The organism is Stutzerimonas stutzeri (assembly GCF_002890895.1).
In the GTDB taxonomy this organism is placed as follows: domain Bacteria; phylum Pseudomonadota; class Gammaproteobacteria; order Pseudomonadales; family Pseudomonadaceae; genus Stutzerimonas; species Stutzerimonas stutzeri_AB.
This window is the reverse complement of record NZ_POUL01000005.1, coordinates 78,910-99,192: the sequence shown is the minus strand read 5'-3', so window position 1 is coordinate 99,192 and position 20,283 is coordinate 78,910. Positions and strand designations below refer to the sequence as shown.

15 protein-coding genes are annotated in these 20,283 nt (G+C 62.5%); 9 read left to right on the top strand and 6 right to left on the bottom strand.

Annotation, left to right across the window (positions count from 1 at the left end; translation table 11 throughout):
- From CXK96_RS10965 to CXK96_RS10955, 3 genes are all read left to right on the top strand, one after another.
- Positions 1–387 (top strand): PaaI family thioesterase, encoded by a 387-nt coding sequence (locus CXK96_RS10965; protein WP_102836496.1) that lies wholly within the window; start codon positions 1–3, stop codon positions 385–387.
- 130 nt (positions 388–517) lie between these two features.
- Positions 518–2,107 (top strand): glutamate--cysteine ligase, encoded by a 1,590-nt coding sequence (gene gshA / locus CXK96_RS10960; protein ID WP_102836495.1) that lies wholly within the window; start codon positions 518–520, stop codon positions 2,105–2,107.
- A gap of 174 nt (positions 2,108–2,281) precedes the next feature.
- Positions 2,282–2,461: a hypothetical protein gene (locus CXK96_RS10955; RefSeq protein WP_073299324.1), complete on the top strand. Its 180-nt coding sequence runs from the start codon at positions 2,282–2,284 to the stop codon at positions 2,459–2,461.
- Between the two features lie 28 nt (positions 2,462–2,489).
- Here CXK96_RS10955 and argA read toward each other — a convergent pair whose 3' ends face one another.
- The 4 genes from argA to CXK96_RS10935 all read right to left on the bottom strand — a co-directional run bounded on the left by argA (position 2,490) and on the right by CXK96_RS10935 (position 7,132).
- Positions 2,490–3,791, bottom strand: coding sequence for an amino-acid N-acetyltransferase (gene argA / locus CXK96_RS10950; protein WP_102836494.1), 1,302 nt, complete (start codon positions 3,789–3,791; stop codon positions 2,490–2,492).
- Between the two features lie 102 nt (positions 3,792–3,893).
- The gene (gene argE, locus CXK96_RS10945) at positions 3,894–5,048 is read right to left on the bottom strand and encodes an acetylornithine deacetylase (RefSeq protein ID WP_102836493.1); all 1,155 of its coding nucleotides are present in this window, start codon (positions 5,046–5,048) and stop codon (positions 3,894–3,896) included.
- Positions 5,049–5,150: 102 nt separating this feature from the next.
- Positions 5,151–6,416, bottom strand: coding sequence for an inorganic phosphate transporter (locus tag CXK96_RS10940; RefSeq protein ID WP_102836492.1), 1,266 nt, complete (start codon positions 6,414–6,416; stop codon positions 5,151–5,153).
- A gap of 38 nt (positions 6,417–6,454) precedes the next feature.
- Positions 6,455–7,132 carry a TIGR00153 family protein gene (locus CXK96_RS10935; RefSeq protein ID WP_045164191.1) on the bottom strand — a complete coding sequence of 226 codons (678 nt, stop codon included), beginning with the start codon at positions 7,130–7,132 and terminating at the stop codon, positions 6,455–6,457.
- 104 nt (positions 7,133–7,236) lie between these two features.
- On the opposite strand from CXK96_RS10935, the gene CXK96_RS10930 reads away from it, so the two are divergent.
- Both CXK96_RS10930 and CXK96_RS10925 read left to right on the top strand, forming a co-directional pair.
- Positions 7,237–8,601, top strand: a complete 1,365-nt coding sequence (locus tag CXK96_RS10930) for an inorganic triphosphatase (protein ID WP_102836491.1) — start codon at positions 7,237–7,239, stop codon at positions 8,599–8,601.
- 209 nt (positions 8,602–8,810) lie between these two features.
- A complete protein-coding gene (locus CXK96_RS10925; protein WP_102836490.1) occupies positions 8,811–10,595 on the top strand; it encodes a GspE/PulE family protein in 1,785 nt (594 codons plus the stop codon).
- A gap of 68 nt (positions 10,596–10,663) precedes the next feature.
- Here CXK96_RS10925 and CXK96_RS10920 read toward each other — a convergent pair whose 3' ends face one another.
- Positions 10,664–11,374, bottom strand: coding sequence for a murein L,D-transpeptidase catalytic domain family protein (locus tag CXK96_RS10920; RefSeq protein ID WP_102836489.1), 711 nt, complete (start codon positions 11,372–11,374; stop codon positions 10,664–10,666).
- Between the two features lie 239 nt (positions 11,375–11,613).
- On the opposite strand from CXK96_RS10920, the gene CXK96_RS10915 reads away from it, so the two are divergent.
- The 4 genes from CXK96_RS10915 (at position 11,614) to CXK96_RS10900 (ending at position 19,095) form a co-directional block, all read left to right on the top strand.
- On the top strand, positions 11,614–13,263 hold the full coding sequence (locus CXK96_RS10915) for a L,D-transpeptidase family protein (RefSeq protein ID WP_102836488.1): 1,650 nt from the start codon (positions 11,614–11,616) through the stop codon (positions 13,261–13,263).
- A 223-nt stretch (positions 13,264–13,486) separates the two neighbouring features.
- Positions 13,487–18,184, top strand: coding sequence for a PAS domain S-box protein (locus CXK96_RS10910; protein WP_102836487.1), 4,698 nt, complete (start codon positions 13,487–13,489; stop codon positions 18,182–18,184).
- Between the two features lie 77 nt (positions 18,185–18,261).
- The gene (locus CXK96_RS10905) at positions 18,262–18,570 is read left to right on the top strand and encodes a DUF2388 domain-containing protein (RefSeq protein WP_102836774.1); all 309 of its coding nucleotides are present in this window, start codon (positions 18,262–18,264) and stop codon (positions 18,568–18,570) included.
- Positions 18,571–18,669: 99 nt separating this feature from the next.
- Positions 18,670–19,095, top strand: a complete 426-nt coding sequence (locus tag CXK96_RS10900) for an OsmC family protein (protein WP_102836486.1) — start codon at positions 18,670–18,672, stop codon at positions 19,093–19,095.
- A gap of 62 nt (positions 19,096–19,157) precedes the next feature.
- Here CXK96_RS10900 and CXK96_RS10895 read toward each other — a convergent pair whose 3' ends face one another.
- Complete coding sequence (locus CXK96_RS10895; RefSeq protein WP_102836485.1) at positions 19,158–20,258, bottom strand: TRAP transporter substrate-binding protein; 1,101 nt, start codon at positions 20,256–20,258, stop codon at positions 19,158–19,160.
- Positions 20,259–20,283: the final 25 nt, after the last annotated feature.

The window sequence follows — 20,283 nt, the reverse complement described above, 5'->3', positions numbered from 1 at the left end:
GTGCGCGAAGTCGAAGCGGTGGGCAGCAGCAGTGCCTTCGGGCGTCTGCTGGGGCTGGAGATCGTCCAGGTCGCAAATGGAGAAGCACTGCTGCGCCTGGCCATGCACGATGGCTTGCGCAATCTGCACGGCAAGCTGCACGGCGGCGCCCTGTTCTCGCTGATCGACACCACCATGGGCCAGGCCAGCCACAGCCTCAATGACGGCGAACCGAACAGCGTCACGCTCGAGTGCAAGGTCAACTACATCCGCCCGGTGACAGACGGCGAGCTGACATGCCGGGCCTGGGTGGTGCACGGCGGTCGGCGCACCCAGGTCATCGAAGCCGAGGTGCATCAGGGCGAAAAACTGGTGGCCAAGGCCCAGGCGACCTTCTCGGTTATCTGAGTCACCGCACTGCAGCGTCGGGTTCGCTGGAAACGCCCCGCAGCAGTGCGCCGTCCAACGCTGACGGCCTCTTGTAGAGCGTGCGATCCACCCCCATATTGTGCCGACTGACGCGTGAAGGAATTCCCAATTGAGCGATCTTCTCTCCCACCGCCTGGCGCTGCTGGCCGAGCACCACAACCTGTCGCTGCTCTCGCAATGCCTGCATGGGATCGAGCGTGAATGCCTGCGTGTCGATGCCGATGGTCAGCTGGCGCTGACGCCGCATCCGCGTGCACTGGGCTCGGCACTGACTCATCCGAAGATCACCACGGATTATTCCGAAGCGCTGCTGGAGTTCATCACCGGCACTGAAACCGACCCGACCAAGACCCTGACCGAGCTCGACGCCATCCATCGCTATACCTATAGCCAGCTGGATGGCGAATACCTCTGGAGCCCGTCGATGCCGGGACACCTTCCGGAGGAGGAGCAGATTCCGATCGCCGAGTACGGCAGCTCGAACATCGGTCGACTGAAATATGTGTACCGCCAAGGCCTGGCGCTGCGTTACGGCAAGACGATGCAGTGCATTGCCGGCATCCATTACAACTTTTCGTTGCCCGAGGCGCTGTGGGCTAAGCTGCAGGCCGATGAGAGCGACCAGCGCTCGGCGCAGGACTATCAGTCCTGGCGCTATATCGCACTGATCCGTAACTTCCGCCGCTACAGCTGGCTACTGATGTATCTGTTCGGCGCTTCGCCCGCGCTGGATGCCAGCTTCATGCGGGGCCGGTCGCACCAGCTCCAGCAGCTCGACGAAGACACCCTGTATCTGCCCTATGCCACCAGCCTGCGGATGAGTGATCTGGGTTATCAAAGCAACGCGCAAGCTGGCCTTACGCCCTGCTACGACGATCTACCGAGCTACACCAGCAGCCTGCACAAGGCGGTGTCGACGCCCTACCCCGATTACGCAGCGCTGGGCACCAAGGATGCTGACGGCAACTGGCAGCAGCTCAACACCAACGTCTTGCAGATCGAGAACGAGTACTACTCGAACATCCGCCCCAAGCGCGTCACCGATACCGGGGAACGCCCGCTGCATGCGCTGCGCGCGCGGGGCATCCAGTACATCGAAGTGCGCTGTCTGGACATAAATCCCTTCCTGCCGCTGGGCATAGACGTCAGCGAAGCGCGTTTTCTCGATGCTTTCCTCGTGTTCTGCACATTGCAGCAGAGCCCTTGCCTGATAGAAGGCGAATGCCGGGCCAGCAGCGACAACTTCCTCAAGGTCGTCAAGGAAGGTCGCAAACCGGGGCTGGAGCTGCGTCGCTGCAACGAAGACGTCAGCCTGCAGCAATGGGCGAGCGAACTGATTGGCCAAATCGGCCAGGTCGCCGCGTTGCTCGACCGCAGCCATGGCGGTGACGAGCATGCTCGCGCGGTTGCCGAACAACAGGCCAAGGTTGACGACAGCAGCCTGACGCCATCTGCCCGCGTACTTGAAGAGTTGCAGCGCAACGGCGAAAGCTTCAGCCAGTTCGCCCTGCGTCAGACCCGCCAGCACGCCGAGGACTTCCGTGGCCGTGCGTTGTCCGATGCCGACATGGCCTGGTTCGATGAGGCTTCGCGTAACTCGCTGACACAGCAGGCGCAGGTGGAAGCCGCCGATACTCAGGACTTCGACAGTTTTGTCGAAGACTACCAGCGCAGCCTGACCAGCCTCGGCGGAGCCTAGTCTTCACCAGCAGTCCCGCGGGATCGCTCTAGTCCGGTGGCTTGGGCGGGGCGCCGGATATGCTGCGGCAAGATGTGAACTTTTCCCTCCTTCTCAGGGTTCCAATGTGTGTCTTCGCCGCGCCGATGCAGCGCGCCGAAGCCTCAAAAGAACAAGAAGAAGAGAGGTGCATTCATGTCGCTACTGGACCTGTTGGTGTCCGCCCGCAAGGGCAGCCTGACCACGGCAATCACCATTGCCTTGCTGATCGGGCTGATTCTGCAGATTGATGGACTTATCCCAGACCCCGCGCTTCGCCTGACCGGCGATGCGGTCGAGGTGCGCTCAGCGAGCCCCTACCCGACGCCGGACTGAATCGAGGCGGCGCAGGGCCGCCGCTCGATCACAGCGCCTTTTCGAAGATTTTCGAATTGCGCTGGAAGTTATAGAGCGAGGCCCGTGCGGCCGGCAGGCGCTCGACACCGCTGGGCTCGAAGCCGCGCTCGCGAAACCAGTGCGCCGTGCGAGTGGTGAGCACGAACAGGGTTTTCAGGCCCAACGCCCTGGCACGCGCCTCGATACGCTCAAGCAACTCGTCGCCACGTCCGCCGTGACGGTACTCCGGGTTCACCGCCAGGCAGGCCAGCTCACCGGAGTCGGAATCGGCGATGGGGTAAAGCGCGGCGCAGGCGATGATCAGGCCATCGCGCTCGACAATGCTGAACTGCTCGACCTCGCGCTCCAGCACTTCGCGTGAGCGGCGCACCAGAATGCCCTGCTCTTCCAGCGGCGTGATCAGGTCGATCAGCCCGCCGACGTCCTCGATAGTCGCCTCGCGCAGTTGCTCGAACTGCTCCTGGGTCACCAGGGTGCCGTCGCCGCCGTCACGGGTGAACAGCTCGTTGAGCAGCGAACCGTCCTCGGCGTAGCTGATCACATGGCTGCGGCGCACGCCGCCTTTGCAGGCTTGCGCGGCGGCATCCAGCAGCTCGGCCTGGTAGGTGCCAACGAGGCGCTCGAGATAGGCCGGAATCTGCGGCGGACGCAGCTCGCGCACCAGCTTGCCACTTTCATCACGCAGGCCTCGCTCGGAGCCATAAAGCACCAGCTTGTCGGCTTCCAGATCAATCGCGGCGCGAGTGGCGATGTCTTCGCAGGCAATGTTGAAGATTTCACCGGTCGGGGAATACCCCAGCGGCGAGAGCAACACGATGGTGCGCTCGTCCAGCAGCCGACCGATGCCTTTGCGGTCGACACGACGCACCTCGCCGGTGTGCTGATAGTCGACCCCATCGTGCACACCGATGGGCCGCGCGGTGACGAAGTTGCCACTGGCCACCCGCAGCCGCGCGCCCTGCATCGGCGAGGCGGCCATGTCCATCGAGAGCCGGGCTTCCAGGGCGATGCGCATATGCCCGACTGCATCGATCACGCATTCCAGGGTGGCCGTGTCGGTGATCCGCAGGTCACGGTGAAAGCGCGGTTCAATACCCCGTGAAGCCAGCCGCGCCTCGATCTGCGGACGTGAGCCGAACGCCAGTACCAGTCGCACGCCGAGGCTGTGCAGCAGCACCAGATCGTGAACGATGTTGGCAAAATTGGGGTGTTCCAGGCCATCGCCGGGCAGCATGACCACAAAGGTGCGGTCACGGTGGGAGTTGATGTAGGGCGATGAGTCGCGAAGCCAGGTGACGTAGTTGTGCATTGCGCAAGCCTTAGATAACAGCTTTGTTCAGTCCGGAAGCCGGGTCGAGTATGGAGATGCAGGGAGCAGGTTCACGCTGCGAACATGTCGCCAGACCTGCTCCTATCCTCGGCCTGGTTGCAGGCAATAGTGTTCGATCATCCCGCGCAACAGCCTCACAGTAGGTTCGATCCGGTTCAGATCCAGATACTCGTCCGGCTGGTGCGCGCAGGCGATATCACCCGGGCCGAGCACCAGCGTCTCGCAGCCAAGCTGCTGAAGATAAGGCGCCTCGGTGGCGAAGGCCACTGCCTCAGCGACATGACCGGTGAGGCGTTCGGCCAGTTTGACCAGCTCGGCCTCGGCAGGCTGATCGAAGGCCGGCACGCTGGGGAACAACGGGGCCAGGTCGATTTTCACCTGATGCCTGTCAGCCACCGGACGCAGGCGCCCGGAGATAGCTTCGCGTAGCTGATCAGGCTCCATCCCCGGCAGGGGCCGCAAATCGTACTCCAGTGAGCATTGGCCGCAGATACGGTTGGGGTTGTCGCCGCCATGGATGCAGCCGAGGTTGAGCGTTGGCTGTGGCACGTCGAACAACGGATTGTTGTATTGGCTTTGCCACTCCCGGCGCAGCGTCATCAGCTCACTCATCACGTCATGCATGGCTTCCAAAGCGCTATGCCCATAAGCGGGATTGGACGAATGCCCGCTTTGCCCTTGAATCTCGATGCCTTCCATCATGATGCCCTTGTGCAAGCGCACTGGGCGCAGCCCGGTCGGTTCGCCGATCACTGCCGCCCGGCCCAGCGGCCGCCCGGCGTCGGCCAGGGCACGGGCGCCGGACATGGAGCTTTCTTCATCGCAGGTGGCGAGGATCAGCAGCGGCTGACGGAACGGCTTATCCAGCAGCGGCAACACGGCCTCTATGATCAACGCGAAGAAGCCTTTCATGTCGCAGCTGCCCAACCCGTACCAGCGGTCATCCGCTTCGCGCAGCTGCAGCGGCTCGGCCGTCCACAGCTCGGCATCGAAGGGCACGGTATCGCTGTGTCCGGCCAACACCAGGCCGCCGGGGCCGCTGCCATAGCTGGCGAGAAGGTTGAACTTGCCGGGGGTGATTTCCTGCACGTCGCAGGTAAAGCCGAGATCGCTCAACCAGCCTGCCAGCAAATCGATAACAGGGCGGTTGGTTTGATCCCAATGCGCCTGGGTGCAACTTACCGATGGCGCAGCGATCAGCGCGGCGAACTGGTCTTTAAGCGAGGGGATGGGCACCGACAGCCTCCTGAAAGACGGAAAAGACGAAGGCACCCAGTGAAACATGAAACGCGCCGCCGCAGCCTTACCGTCGAGGTAAAAACTGCGGCGACGGCTAGATCAGACGAAGATCGCCTTCAGAATGGTGAAGAAGATGATCGAAAGGATCGCCCCGGCTGGCAGGGTGATCAGCCACGACATGAAGATCGAGCCGACCACGCCGAGGTTAAGCGCGCCGATACCGCGCGCAATGCCGATACCGAGTACGGCGCCAACCAGCGTGTGAGTGGTCGAGACCGGCAGCCCGATAGCGGACGCGCCAACGACCGTGGTTGCGGTTGCCAACTCTGCGGCGAAGCCACGGCTGGGAGTCAGCTCGGTGATTTCCTTACCAATGGTGGCGATCACCTTGTAGCCATAGGTGGCCAGACCGATGACGATACCCACAGCGCCCAGCAGCAGTACCCAGCCCGGCACCGCCGACTTGGCAGCAACCTCTGCTGCGCCGCCCGATTGGATGACCCCGACCACGGCCGCCAGCGGGCCGACGGCGTTGGCCACATCGTTGGCACCATGGGCAAAGGCCATGGAACAGGCAGTAAAAATCATCAGCACAGCGAAGACCTTTTCCACGCTGGCGTAGTGAAAGGTGCGATCGGCCTCGACATCAAGCTTGATCCGCGACAGCAGCGCGATCCCGACCAGCATCACCAGGACGCCGATGGCGAACGCCAGGAGGATGCCCTGGCCGCCGTTCAGCGTCAGGCCGACATGCTTGAGGCCCTTGGTGACGGTCATCAGCGCGACCATGAAACCGGTCAGGAACATGTACAGCGGCACGAATCGCTTGGCGTTGAGAAAGGGATCATCGGTATTGATGATCAGCTTCTGCACGCTCATGAACAGGCCAAAGGCGACGATGCCCGACAGCATCGGTGTCACCACCCAGCTGGCCACGATGGGACCGATGGCATCCCAATGCACCGCGTCGGTGGACACGCCGACCGCGGCAAAGCCGATCACCGCACCGATGATCGAGTGCGTGGTGGAAACCGGCCAGCCTTTCATGGTGGCGATCATCAGCCAGGTGCCGGCTGCCAGCAGCGCCGACATCATGCCCAGCACCATCAGATCGGGCGATATGACTTCCGCATCGACGATGCCGTTCTTGATGGTCTCGGTGACCTCGCCACCCGCCAGGTAGGCACCGCAGAACTCGAAGATCATCGCGACGATGATGGCCTGCTTGATCGTCAGCGCCCGGGAACCCACCGAGGTGCCCATGGCATTGGCCACGTCATTGGCGCCTACGCCCCAGGCCATGAAGAAACCGAAAGCACAGGCGAGCACGAGAAGTACGAAGCCGTATTCCGCGATAAAGGACATAAGGAATTACCTGTTGAACCAGAAAAGACGCTGGCGCCTCAGCGCGCCAGCAATTGTTCCAGACGGTTACCGACTCGCTCGGCACGGTCAGCTACGTCACCGATCCATTCGATGATTTTGTAGAGGAACATTACGTCGACTGGAGGCAATTCCTTTTCCAGCTTGAACAGGGCACGGCGAACCGTGATCTGCATGCGGTCGGTTTCGCGCTCGATTTCCTCGAGCTCCTCGACCATTTTCTCGACCAGCGTGGCCTCACGGCCGGCAAAGCCGGTTTCCAGCAACGAGTCCAGCTCCTTCAGCGCTTTCAGCGCCTGGCAGCTGGCGTCTACACTGCGCTGCACGAAGGCCATCATTTCCGGCTGCAGGGCCGGCGGAATGGTCATGCAACGGCCCAGCATCAGACCGGCGATGTCCTTGGCACGGTTGGCAATTTTGTCCTGTACACTCAGCAGCTCCAGCAGATCCGAGCGCGGAACCGGCAGAAACAGGCTCTTGGGCAGATGTTGACGGACGCTCTTCTTGAGCTTGTCGGCCTCGTTTTCCAGTCGGGCCATCTCTTTCTGGATCTGTTCGACCCGTTCCCAATCTTCGGCTGTGATCGCCTGGAACAGCGGTACCAGGTTGGCGGCACATTCGTGAGATTTAGCCATGTGCTGCTGCATCGGCCCGATGGGCGAACGTCCGAACAGGCTGACGAAAGGATTGATTGGCATAGGGAGCACCCCGGCTTCAGAAGGCGGCAAGTATACGGATGACCTCAAAGGGCCGCTACCAAGTGACGTAGGTCACACTCAAACATAGGCATCATCTCGGCACCATGCAGAAAGAAACCGAAATCAAACTGCGCGTCAGTCGCGAAACCCTGGCGGCCCTGCGTGAGCATCCGCTGCTGAAGAAACGCAACAAGAGCGGCTGGCAGCGGCACGAATTGTTCAACCAGTACTACGACACCCCCGAGCGCGACCTGGCTCAGGCCAAGGTTGCGCTGCGTCTGCGCCGCGACGGCGAGCAGTTCATTCAGACGCTGAAAAGCCGCGGCCAGAGCGTGGCTGGGCTGTCCGAGCGTAACGAGTGGGATTGGTACCTGGACAAGGCCAAGCTGGACCTGAAAAAACTCGCGGATGAGTGTTGGCCCGCGAGCCTGGCCGAGCTGGACAAGAAAACCCTGAAGCCGATTTTCACCACGGACTTCGTCCGCGAAAAAGCCGAAATCGCCTGGGGTCGCGGCAAGGCCAAGGTGGTGATCGAAGCGGCGCTGGACCTGGGCAAGGTCGTGGTCGGCAAGCGGAGCGAGGAAATCTGCGAGCTGGAGCTGGAGCTGCGCCAAGGCGAACCCGAGGCCCTGCTGGAACTAGCCGCCGAGCTGGCCACCGATCTCCCCTTGATGCCTTGCGACATCAGCAAAGCCGAGCGCGGCTACCGCCTGTATGACGCCGACAGCTACTCGCTGAGCCTGCCCGCACCAACGCTCGCGGCGACCATGCCGCTGGACGACGCCTTTGCCGCACTGGCCTGGCAGCTGCTGGGTAATAGCCAGCGATTGGCCGAACAGTACCGTTTCAATGGCCACTGGAAACTGCTGGGCGAATGGCTGCAGCAACTGGTCGAACTGCGCGCCCTGCTGGGCAGCCTCGGTCAGGCCGCTCCGCGCGCCACCAGTCGCGAGCTGCGCGAACAACTCGATGCGCTGATCCAGGATTGGCGTCCCCAGGTCGAAGCCGGACGCGACGATGAAAGCGTGCGCCAGGCAGCGCCTGAACGATTTGCCGCTGAATTGTCTGCGCAACGCTGGGGCATGTTCTCGCTGAACGCCTCACTCTGGCTGCTGCAGCGCAGCTGGACCGCCAGTCGCAACAACCGCGGCAACCGCCAGGGCGCAGCCGAGCTGGGCAACTGGCTGCCACGCCTGCTGGGCGAGGAAGCCGAGGCATTGCAGTTGCTGCGCTACCAGCAACAGCCCGAGGACCTCGCCGAACAGCGGCCGCGCATGGAGCGGCTGCTGGTCTGGCTGCACCTGGCCCGCACCACGCTGGAGCTGCCGGAAGCGGACCGTCTCTTCGGCGAACTGGCCAAGTTGAACGAACTGGCAGGACCGCCACTGGATGACGAGCTGCTTGAGGCTCGCGTAGAGCAGGCTCGCGTGGTCTGGACGCTCAAATCCTGGAAGCTGCTAACGAAATAGCGCCGTGAGGCTCCGCTGGCATTCGGCCTATGCCTGTTTCACCCTAGGTGAAGGACTGGCGAAGTAGCGAGCCCCGCCACGGTCGGCGGGTCACCGCGTGCCGTCCAATTCGGCCCAGCCCGACATCACGTAAAGTTGGACCGCACGGCAGACAGCGCGTTGATTTATCGGCAAGCTTGCTCCTCGTACCCGCCACGACCGAAGAGCCCATGTCCGTGTTGAATTCGCCTGCCCAGGATCGCTTCCTCGACCTCAATGACCTGCTGCGTGACTTGGTCGCGCAGAGGCGGCTGTCGCAGGAAACGGCCGAGCAATGCATGACCCTGCGGCGCAGTTCGGCAAACAGCCAGCAGCATCCGCTGGAATTTCTCGGCGCTCAGCAACTCGATGATCTGGCTCGCCCCGGCAAGAAGCTGGATCTCGAAACACTGACCGTCTGGCTCGCCGAGCAGGCCGGGCAACTCTATCTGCGCATCGACCCGCTGAAGATCAACGTCGCAGCGGTCACCCCGCTGATGTCCTACGCATTCGCCCAGCGGCACAAGATCCTCGCGGTGGCGGTCGACAGCTCGGCAGTGACCATCGCCAGCAGCCAGCCTTTCGTGAAAAGCTGGGAAGCCAACCTCACCCATGTGCTCCAGCGACCGATCAAGCGGGTAGTGGCCAATCCCGTCGACCTGCAGCGCTTCACCGTCGAGTTCTACCGCCTGGCCAAGTCGGTCAGCGGCGCCACTGCCAACGATCAAAAGGTCAGCGGGACCGGCAATTTCGAGCAGTTGCTGAACCTCGGCGCCAGTGATCAGGAGCCCGACGCTAACGACGCTCATGTGGTGAACATCGTTGACTGGCTGTTCCAGTACGCCTTCGACCAGCGCGCCAGTGACATCCACATCGAACCGCGTCGTGAGCAGGGCAGCGTGCGCTTCCGCATCGATGGCGTCCTGCACAACGTCTATCAGTTTCCGCCGCAGGTTGCGATGGCCGTTGTCAGCCGACTCAAGTCTTTGGGGCGAATGAACGTCGCTGAAAAGCGCAAGCCGCAGGACGGCCGGGTCAAGACCAAGACGCCGGATGGCGGCGAGGTGGAGCTGCGCCTGTCGACCCTGCCGACCGCCTTCGGCGAGAAGATGGTGATGCGAATCTTCGACCCTGAAGTGCTGCTCAAGGGCTTCGACCAGCTGGGCTTTTCCGCCGAAGACCTGCGTCGCTGGCAGAGCATGACCGGCCAGCCCAACGGCATCATCCTGGTCACCGGCCCTACCGGATCGGGCAAGACGACGACGCTCTACACCACCCTCAAGCAGCTGGCGACGCCGGAAGTGAACGTCTGCACCATCGAAGACCCGATCGAGATGATTGAGGGCGCCTTCAACCAGATGCAGGTGCAACACAACATCGACCTGACCTTCGCCAGCGGCGTGCGCGCCCTGATGCGCCAGGATCCGGACATCATCATGGTCGGCGAGATTCGCGATCTGGAAACGGCGGAAATGGCGATCCAGGCGGCACTGACCGGGCACCTGGTGCTGTCGACTCTGCATACCAACGATGCGCCATCGGCAATCACGCGGTTGCTGGAACTGGGCGTACCGCATTACCTGCTTAGGGCGACGCTCCTGGGCGTCATGGCGCAGCGCTTGGTGCGTACGTTATGTCCGCACTGCAAGGCACCGGTGCAGCTGGATGCGGATGACTGGCAGGCCCTGACCAAACCCTGGAACGCGCCGTTGCCGAGCCACGCGCAACAGGCGGTGGGTTGTATCGAATGCCGGGACACGGGCTACCGCGGCCGCGCCGGGGTCTACGAGATCATGCTGCTCAACGATGCGATCAAGCCGCTGATCACCGCCGATACCGATCTCATCGCCCTGCGCCGCCAGGCCTTCAAGGACGGCATGCACAGCTTGCGGCTGTCCGGCGCGCAGAAGATCGCAGCGGGCCTTACAACCTTGGAAGAGGTTCTCAGGGTCACGCCGCAAAGCGAGCAGAAATAGCGGGACGGCTTTGAGTGAGGGCAAAGCCAGCCTCCAAGCCCTCCCCGCTCTTAAGGCAGCAGAACCTTTTAGTTGCCGCTTCTCGACGCCACCAGCGTCGCCACTTGGCCTGACTCGCAGTTGAGGTAAGCCGACGACTGCAACCACTGCTGATCCGGGTACCAGGAAAACATGAATTGCCCGCCCTTGAGGCTGTCGACCACCATGCGCGCCACTTCCGGGCGAACCGCTGGGCAGCCCTGGCTGCGACCGATACGCCCCTGCGTCGCGATCCAGGCCGGGTTCACATAGTCAGCCGGATGGATGACGATGGCCCGCTCGCGCGCCAGGTCATTCACCCCGGGCTCGAGCCCGTCCATGCGCAGCGAGTAGCCATGCTTGCCGCTGTAGCTCTCGGCGGTGCGGAACAGGCCGAGGCTCGACTGATGACTGCCCTCCACATTGGAGAAACGCGTGGCCTGGTTTTCACCCGATCCGTTGCCATGAGCGACGAAATCCTTGAGCAACAAACGCCCACGCTGCAGGTCGAAAATCCACAGTCGGCGCTCCGAGGAAGGCAGAGAAAAGTCGATGACGGCTAACCGTTGAGCCGGCGTCGCGCCATGATTCACAGCGCACTGCATAGCCGCGACAGCATGGGTCAACACGACCGGATCGAGCGTTGGTGCCACGCGGGAAAGATCGTCCACCAGCGGCTGATAAGCAGGCGGAGCGGCCAACAGCGGCATGGACAAGAGCAAGCCGGCGGCCAGACAGAGGCGGCGAAGCGAAACCATCATTCGTAGATCAACCTCGGCGGGCGCCAATGCCGATCATCCCTGCCGACCGACGCCACCTGCTCGCTACCAGGCCCAAACAATCAAAAAGTAGCGAAATTAAATCAGACGGGACCTGAAGCGCTCCCACGTCGTCTGATACATCGTGTTCTAGTAGCCTGAACGGGCCATGTTTTTTTCAGGCACCGCGGCTTGTTCAGCGGCGGAGTCTAGCAGTCGGCGGGACCGCCAGGAGTGAAGCGTTGTACAAAAAACATACATCGAGTCTGCTGTTCGCTTGGTTGTTGGCGCCATGGCTGGCGATGGCGGAACCCGCAGTAGAGCCCGCCGGCCCAGTTCAGGGTGTCCTGGAGAACCTTCCGACGGCGTGCGGGCAGCCTCTGGCCAACGTGGACGAAACAGCTCTGGCGCGGCTCTCCGAGCTCTACCGACGCAACCACTTTGCCTTGCTGTGGACCTCTTATGCGCAGATTGACGCGCTGTTGGCCCAGCTCGAGTCGCTGGCGGACGATGGGCTCCAACCTGCTTCTTACCATCCCGAAACCATTCGTCGGGTCATGCACACCGCCACCCGTGATCCGCTGCACCGCGAATGCAGCGATGTACTGGCCAGCCACGCCTATCTGTCGGCCTTGGGTCACCTGGCGCAGGGTCGCCTGCCGCAAGACCGCATCGAGCCCGTCTGGCACAGCCCTGATGCACCTGGGACACTACAGGCCGAGGCGCAGCTGATGGCGATCGCCAGCGAAGGGCTGGAGCATCTCGAGCACGCCTTCAATAAAGCGCGTCCGTCGTTGGAGCAATACAACAACCTGCGCAAGGCCTATGCGCAGCTGCGCGATCAACCCCAGCCCCAGTGGCAACCAATCCCCGCGGGCCAGACCTTGCGCCCAGGCATGTTGGACCCGCGTGTTCCCCAACTGCGGCATCGTTTAAGCGCCGACGGCTACCTGCCCCCTTCGGCAGTCACGCCGGGCACCCGCGATGATCGCTACAACGATCAACTGGTGGAGGCGCTCAAGGCTTTTCAGCGCCGTCACGCCCTGCAGGACGACGGCATCCTCGGTGCCGACACCCTTATTGAACTGAATGCCACTCCAGCCGATCGGCTGAACCAGCTGCGGGTGAATCTGGAGCGGTTCCGCTGGCTATCGGCCGACATCGAGCCGCGCTCGCTGCTGGTCGATATCGCCGGCGGACGGGTGATCTACTTTCGCGACAGCAGCCCTCAATGGGAAGCGCGCATCCAGGTCGGCCGAGATACCCGGCAGACCCCGTCCATCAAGTCGACCGTCACGCGCCTCACCCTCAACCCGACCTGGACGGTACCGCCGACCATCCTGCGCGAGGATAAACTGCCGCAGATCCGCGACAACCTGGACTACCTCGCGCAACACAACATGCAGGTGTTGGACTATCAGGGTCAGGTACTCGACCCAGCCACTGTCGACTGGAGCAATCCGGGGCGGATCCTGCTGCGCCAGGCCGCCGGGCCCGACAACCCGCTGGGCCGGGTGGTGATCCGTTTCGCCAACCCCTACTCCATCTACCTCCACGACACGCCCAGCCAAGGCCTGTTTGCACGCTCGCAGCGGGCGTTCAGCTCGGGCTGTGTAAGGGTCGAATCGGTGATGCAATTGGTCGATCTTTTATTGAACGAGGACGAACACGAGCGCGTTAACCAATTGCTTGAAACCGGCCTGACCTATGAATACCGCCCGGCAGAAACCACCCCGATACTCCTGGCCTACTGGACAGCCGAAGCCGACCGCACCGGCCTGCCACGCTATCGCCCCGACGTCTATCACCGTGACCCAAAGCTGCTCGCAGCGTTGCAAGCAGCCGATCGCAACGCCATGTTGCGCGCCATCCCGGCCATTGATGAGCACTAACGCCAGCCCAGCACAATAAGCTGGGAGCTACCGCTCAGGACCAGACCAGCGGCTCTGGCAGATTGATCGTCGACCGATGTCTACTTGCCTTGGGGTCGAACCCAGGTATCTTGCCTAGCAACAACCGCCTGCACTTACGCCATTGCCTCGCCGCTGCAGGCGCTCGGTCAACGCAGTCTGGAACACCAAGATCGTTGCCGCCACGGATAGCCGAGCAGACGTTTTGAAGAAAAAAAATACAAGCAGTACTTGGAACGAAGCTGACCGACTGGCAGCGCTTGCGCGTTACCGCATTCTCGACACCCCCGCCGAGGCGGCATTCGACGATCTGGTACAGCTTGCTGCCGAGCTATGTGCCTGTCCCAGCGCGGCCATCGTGTTTGTCGACGAGGACCGCCAATGGGTAAAGGCCTCGGTCAACGTCGCGGGCGCCGACCGCCCTCGGGACGAAGCACTCTGCTCCCGGGCCCTCGGGTGCACAGAACCGCTGGTGATCGAAGACCTGACCCACGAGCCGCTGGCCAACGGCATGACGGGTTTCTATGCCGCAGCGGTACTGCGCACCGCCGAGGGCCTGCCGCTCGGCACGCTATGTGTTCTCGATAGCAAGCCGCGGCAGCTGTCGGAGCGCCAATCCGCCCATCTGGAGGCCCTGGGCCGCCAGGTCATGGCGCTGTTGGAGTTGCGTCGCAGCCGTGAAGCCAACGAGCGCAACCGACAGATCATCGACAGCGCGGTGGACTACGCGATCCTCACCACCGACGCCAAGGGTGTCATCACCAGCTGGAACCAGGGCGCCGAACGCATTCTCGGCTGGCCATCGTGCGAGGCCGTCGACAGCCACGCGGCGCGATTCTACGTAGCGGAGGACATCGCCTGCGGCGTGCCTGACAAGGAAATGGCCACTGCGGCGCGCGACGGCTCGGCAATGAACGAACGCTGGCATGTGCGCAAGGACGGCAGCCGCTTCTGGGCCAGCGGCGTGCAGATGCCGCTCAAGGATGATCACGGACAGCACCTGGGTTTCGTGCATATCCTGCGCGACCTGACCGAACGTCTTCATGAGCAAGCAGCGATCCGCCAAGCCGAAGAGCGCTACCGGGCCCTGGTCGACCTAAGCCCTCAGGTGATCTGGCAGTGCGATGCCGACGGGCAGCTGATCTTCTGTAATCGCTACTGGTGCGATTTCACCGGGATGAGCGCCGAAGCCTCGGCCGGCATGGGCTGGCTGTCGGCCGTGGCGCCGGATCACCGCGACGCCATACTGCAGCAATGGCAAGGCGCCCTGAAATCCGGCCAGGCCGGCAATTTCGAAGTCCCGCTGCTGGCCGCCGACGGCAGCTCACGCTGGTTCCAGGGCAGCGGGGCGCCCGTTTATGACTGCGATTGCCGGCTGCTGCACTGGGTATTGGTCGCGCAGGACATTCACGAGCGTCGCCTGGCCGAGATCAAGCGCCTGGAAAGCGAGGCGTTCACCCGCAGCCTGTTGGATGCGGCCAGCGAAGGCTTCTATTCCATCGACACGCGAGGCTTGGTCACGCTCTGCAACGAGGCGTTCGTCAAGCTGCTCGGCTTTACCAGCAAGGACGAGGTGCTTGGCCGGCAGCTGCACCCGTTGATCCACCACAGTCACACAGACGGCTCGCCTTACCCAATCGAAGAGTGTCCGATTCAACGCACGGCAAAAACCGGTGAGTCGGTACACGTCGAGTACGAACTGTTCTTTCGTCTGGACGGCAGCAGCCTGCCCGTCGAGTACCGGGTCGCCCCGCTGTACCAAGACAATGTTTTGCAAGGTGCGATCTGCACCTTTACCGACATCAGCGAACGAACCCGCGGTGAAGCCCAGCAATCCTATCTGCTGGAGCTCAGCGACCAGCTCCAGGACAGCAGCAGCCGCATCGAGCTGGCTGACATGATGGCCGAGCGGCTTGCCCAGCTGATGGGGGCGGAGTGCATCTATCAGGGACATCTCGACGAGCGCGATAACCTGATCGTCGATGAGTACTGGCCGCAGGCTGTCAGCAAGCCGCGCACCGCTCACACGATGGGCGCCGGTGCCGAACCGTTGCGCCTACGGTTGTCGCAGGGCCTGATCGTGCCCTTCGACGACCTCCTCGATGAGGCCGGTTGCCACGGCCGTTTCGGTGTTCTGCATGAGCATTTCGGCTATCGCAGCCTGCTGCTGGCGCCACTGCTGCAGCAAACGGCCAACTGCGCCTTTTTGTTGTTCGGCAGCCGGCAACCGCGAGCCTGGAGCCAGACCGATATTTCGTTTGTACGAGAAGTGGTCGAGCGCATCCGTGCCGCCGCCGACCGGGCACGCGCGCGCTCGGCCCTGCTGGAAGCCGAACAGCGCGTCAGCCTGGCCAACGAAATTGCTGCAATCGGCGTCTGGGAATACGATTTCGAGCACAACCGCCTGCACTGGGATGCGCAACTCAAGATGCTCGCAAACCTGGGGCCGAACGAGCCAGCGCTGTCGGTCGACCAGTTCCTTGCGCGGGTTCATCCGGATGACCGGCACACCCTCATAGCGGCCTTTCGTAATGCGCTCGACGGCGTCGGCGGCGGCGAGTTGAACTTGGACTACCGGGTATATGACGAGCGCAGCGAGCAGTTCCGCTGGTTGGCCAACCGTGGCCGCCGGCTGATCGACGGCGACGGCAGGGTTAGCCTGCTCGGTACCGCCCGAGACATTACCGCCGAACGCAACGCTGCCTTGAAACTGCTACGCATGAACGCGCTGCTCGAAGAGCAGATACAGGAACGCCGGATCACCGAGCAGCGCCAATCGGTACTGATGGAGCTGGGCGATCTGCTGCGTGGGCAACCCGACAGCGTCACCATCGTCACGGCTGCCGTGCGCGCACTGGGCACTACGCTGCAGGTGACCCGCGCCGCCTTTCTGTCCATCGACCCGGGCGGACAGTACGCCACCGTCGAGCGCTACTGGAGCGACGGCGCTCTGGGTGACTACAGCGAGCGCATGTGCTTTGCCGACTACGGTGACTTTATCTACGACCTGCAGCACGACGAGCTGGTGGTGGTCGAAGACGTGCTGCATGACCCACGGACCGCCGCACAAGCAGCGAGCCTGCGACTGCGGCGCATTCAAAGCCTGGTCTGCGTACCGCTGCAGGAGCAGGGCGTCCTGAGCGCTGCCCTGATTCTCTTGCAGGACCGACCGCGGCAATGGGCCGAAGATGACATTTCCTTTATCCGCGAAGTCGCTGACCGTGCCTGGACGGCCGATGAGCGGATGCGCGCGGAAAGTGCACTGCGCGCCAGCGAGGAGCAGTTCCGCACCCTCGCCGACAACATGAGTCAGTTTGCCTGGATGGCCGATCCCGCGGGCCGCATCTACTGGTACAACAAGCGCTGGTACGACTACACCGGCACCACGCTGGAAGCCATGCGGGCCCTGGGTTGGCGCTCGGTGCATCACCCCGACCACCACGAGCGCGTCAGCGCCTCGATGAAGCGCGCCGTGGCAATCGGCTCGATCTGGGAAGAGACTTTCCCCCTGCGCGGCAAGAGCGGGCAGTATCGTTGGTTCCTTGCGCGTGCAGTGCCCATTCGCGACGATTTCGGCCAGGTGACCCGCTGGTTCGGCACCAACACCGATATCACCGCTCAGGTCACCGCAGAAGAAGCACTGCGCGAGCTGAACGACAATCTGGAACGGCGCGTCGCCGAGCGTACGCGTGAACTGGCCGAGATCAACCATCTGCTGCATCTGGAAATGGGTGAACGGGAACGCGCCGAGGACACCTTGCGCCATGCCCAGAAGATGGAAGCCATCGGCCAACTGACTGGTGGCCTCGCTCACGACTTCAACAACATGCTGACCGGCGTGCTCGGCGCCCTCGACCTGATCCAGCGCCGAGTCGCCAATGGTCAGGTAAACGATCTTGGTCGCTACGTGGATGCGGCGGCCAGTTCGGCCACCCGCGCCGCGGCGCTGACCCATCGCCTGCTCGCCTTCGCGCGGCGCCAATCGCTGGACCCGCAACCGGTAAACGTCAACCTGTTGGTCGAGTCGATGGAAGATATGCTGCGCCGCACCATGGCCGAGCACATCGAGTTCGACACCCGCCTGCAGGAAAGCCCCTGGTTGGCTTACACCGATGCGCACCAGCTCGAGAACGCCCTGCTCAACCTTGTGATCAACGCGCGCGATGCCATGAGCGAGGGCGGCAAGCTGATCATTCAAACCGGCTCGGTACAGATCAATAGCTCGCAGCCAGACGGTCCAGAACCCGGCGAATACGTCACCCTCAGCGTGGCCGACAACGGCTCGGGTATGCCGCCGGAAGTGGTAGCCAAGGCATTCGACCCGTTCTTCACCACCAAGCCTATCGGCCAGGGCACCGGCCTTGGGCTTTCGATGGTCTATGGCTTCGTCAAACAGACTGGCGGCCACGTACGCATCGACAGCACACCGGGACAAGGCACCCTGATCACCCTGTTCCTGCCGCGCAACCGGGCACAGGCGGCCCATATCGAGGAGCTATCCAGCAAACCGGTAGCCGTCAGCGGTGCCGAGGCCGACGAAACCGTGCTGGTTGTCGAGGATGAAGCCGCGGTGCGCATGTTGGTGGTCGAGGTGCTGCAAGAGCTCGGCTATCAGGTCATCGAAGCGGTGGATGGCAACAGCGCACTGCCGCACCTGACGAGCGCGCGACGTATCGACTTGCTGGTCAGCGATATCGGTCTGCCCGGCATCAACGGGCGTCAGCTGGCCGAGATTGCTCGCCAGCACCGACCCGACCTGCACGTGCTGTTCATCACCGGCTATGCACCCAATGCCCAGGTCCGTGGCGAGTTCCTCGGCCCCGGCATGGACATGCTGGCCAAGCCTTTCAGCATCGACATGCTCGGCGCCAAGGTTCGCCAACTGATCGAGCGCAGCGGATAGCCCCAAGAGCGGAGAGCCAAGGAACTCTGCTGATCGCTGCGCACTCTCTAATGGAGGATCAAGCAGAGGCATCCATCATGCGCAAAACTATTCTGGCAGCCGTTACCCTGAGCTGTATCCCTTTTAGCGCGGCGATGGCGGATGACGGCTTCGTTCGTCAGATTCTGTCGTCGGGCGCCACCACCGCTTCCACCTACATGACGTTCCGCGACGACAAGCTGGTCGCTGCGGCACGCGAAGACGCCAGCAGTTTTGTGGCCAGCGATGGTGCCCTCCGTGGCCCTTATCTCGAAGCGATGCTCGTCAAACTACGCCACGAGCAACCGCAACTGGAAGCCAGCGACATGCAGCTGGCCAGCGCCATCCTTGCAGCCGAACAACACTAGGTGACGCGATGCCGGCCAGCCGGCCGGCATGTCGCTCCGCATGCACTGAAGCGGCAGAACGCATCGCCATTCGTCCACTCGCAGCATCCGGAGAACTCCATGAAGAAAACCGCATCCGCCGTCTGGCAAGGTGATCTGAAAAGCGGCAAAGGCACCATCAGCACCGAAAGTGGCGCGCTTAAGGACAATCCGTACGGCTTCAACACCCGCTTCGAAGGTGCGCCTGGCACCAATCCGGAAGAGCTGATTGGCGCAGCACACGCTGGCTGTTTCTCGATGGCCCTGTCGATGATGCTCGGTCAGGCGGGACTGACTGCCGAACGCATCAACACCACCGCCGAAGTCACTCTGGACAAAGATGACAAAGGCTTCTCCATTACCGCCATCGCCCTGACGCTGAAGGCCAAGGTGCCTGGAGCCGACAACGAGCAGTTCCAACAGATCGCCAACCAGGCGAAGGAAGGCTGCCCGGTATCGCGCGTGCTCAATGCACAGATCAGCCTGGACGCGACGCTGGAGAGCTAAGTCCGCGCAAACAAAAAAACGCCGCCCATGGGGCGGCGTTTTTGTTGGTGCGGTTTGTTGGGTCAGCCGCGGATGTTGTAGATGTCCTTCTCGTTCAGCTCGGCGTATTCGTACAAGCGATTGAGGTAGGCGCTCTGCTGTTCCCAGACTTTGCTTGCGACCGGATCAGCTGCGGCAGAGGCGTCGACCACCTCGGCAGCCACTTCCCTCAGGCGGGCCAGCACTTCGTCGGGAAGGCGGCGAACTTCAACGCCCTGCTCACGCAGCTGCTCCATGGCCTCCATGTTCTTCGCGTTGTAGTCGTCGAGCATGTCTCCGTTGACTGCACGGGCCGCGGAACGAACGATGGCCTTCAGATCATCCGGCAGGGTTTCCCAAGCCTTGAGGTTGACGTCCAGTTCGAAGGTAACGTTCGGCTCCTGCCAGCCCGGCGTGTAGTAGTACTTGGCCGCTTTGTGCAGCCCCAGCGCCAGATCGTTGTATGGACCAATCCACTCAGTGGCGTCGATGGCACCGGTCTGCAGCGCGGTGAAGATCTCGCCGGCCGGCATGTTCACTACGGTGCCGCCCATCTTGGTCAGTACTTCACCGCCCAGGCCGGGGGTACGCATCTTCAAGCCGTTGAAATCGTCTACCGATTTGATTTCCTTGTTGAACCAGCCGGCGGTCTGTACACCGGTCGCGCCACAGGCCATGGGCAGTACGCCAAACGGCTTGTAGACCTCTTCCCACAGTTCCATGCCACCGCCGCGATGCAGCCAGGCGTTCATTTCCTGGGCGTTGGGACCGAATGGCAGAGCGCAGAAGAACTGAGCAGCCGGAACCTTGCCTTTCCAGTAGTAGGGCGCGCCATGACCCATCTCGGCAGTGCCGCGCGAAACCGCATCAAATACCTCGAGTGCCGGCACCAGCTCACCTGCAGCGTAGACCTTGACCGTGAGGCGGCCATCGCTCATTTCGTTGACCCGCTTGGCAAAATTCTCAGCGCCAACGCCCACGCCGGGGAAGTTCTTCGGCCAGGAAGTGACCATCTTCCAGTTGAATTTCTCGGTGCTTGCTGTGCCTTCGGGCTTGGCTGCGGTTTCGGCTTCCTTATTGCAACCGGCCAGTGCGGTTGCGGCCAGACCAACGCCAGCGGCGGCCAGAATTTGACGACGTTTCATGAGTCACTCCTTGTTGTTGTAATGC

What these genes read in the sequence shown, in the direction of transcription:
- CXK96_RS10900 (WP_102836486.1), top strand. Translation starts at nt 18,670, where the DNA reads ATGAAGAAAACCGCATCCGCCGTCTGGCAAGGTGATCTGAAAAGCGGC.
- CXK96_RS10930 (WP_102836491.1), top strand. Translation starts at nt 7,237, where the DNA reads ATGCAGAAAGAAACCGAAATCAAACTGCGCGTCAGTCGCGAAACCCTG.
- CXK96_RS10905 (WP_102836774.1), top strand. Translation starts at nt 18,262, where the DNA reads ATGCGCAAAACTATTCTGGCAGCCGTTACCCTGAGCTGTATCCCTTTT.
- argA (WP_102836494.1), bottom strand. Translation starts at nt 3,791, where the DNA reads ATGCACAACTACGTCACCTGGCTTCGCGACTCATCGCCCTACATCAAC.
- CXK96_RS10920 (WP_102836489.1), bottom strand. Translation starts at nt 11,374, where the DNA reads ATGATGGTTTCGCTTCGCCGCCTCTGTCTGGCCGCCGGCTTGCTCTTG.
- CXK96_RS10935 (WP_045164191.1), bottom strand. Translation starts at nt 7,132, where the DNA reads ATGCCAATCAATCCTTTCGTCAGCCTGTTCGGACGTTCGCCCATCGGG.
- CXK96_RS10925 (WP_102836490.1), top strand. Translation starts at nt 8,811, where the DNA reads ATGTCCGTGTTGAATTCGCCTGCCCAGGATCGCTTCCTCGACCTCAAT.
- CXK96_RS10895 (WP_102836485.1), bottom strand. Translation starts at nt 20,258, where the DNA reads ATGAAACGTCGTCAAATTCTGGCCGCCGCTGGCGTTGGTCTGGCCGCA.
- CXK96_RS10955 (WP_073299324.1), top strand. Translation starts at nt 2,282, where the DNA reads ATGTCGCTACTGGACCTGTTGGTGTCCGCCCGCAAGGGCAGCCTGACC.
- CXK96_RS10940 (WP_102836492.1), bottom strand. Translation starts at nt 6,416, where the DNA reads ATGTCCTTTATCGCGGAATACGGCTTCGTACTTCTCGTGCTCGCCTGT.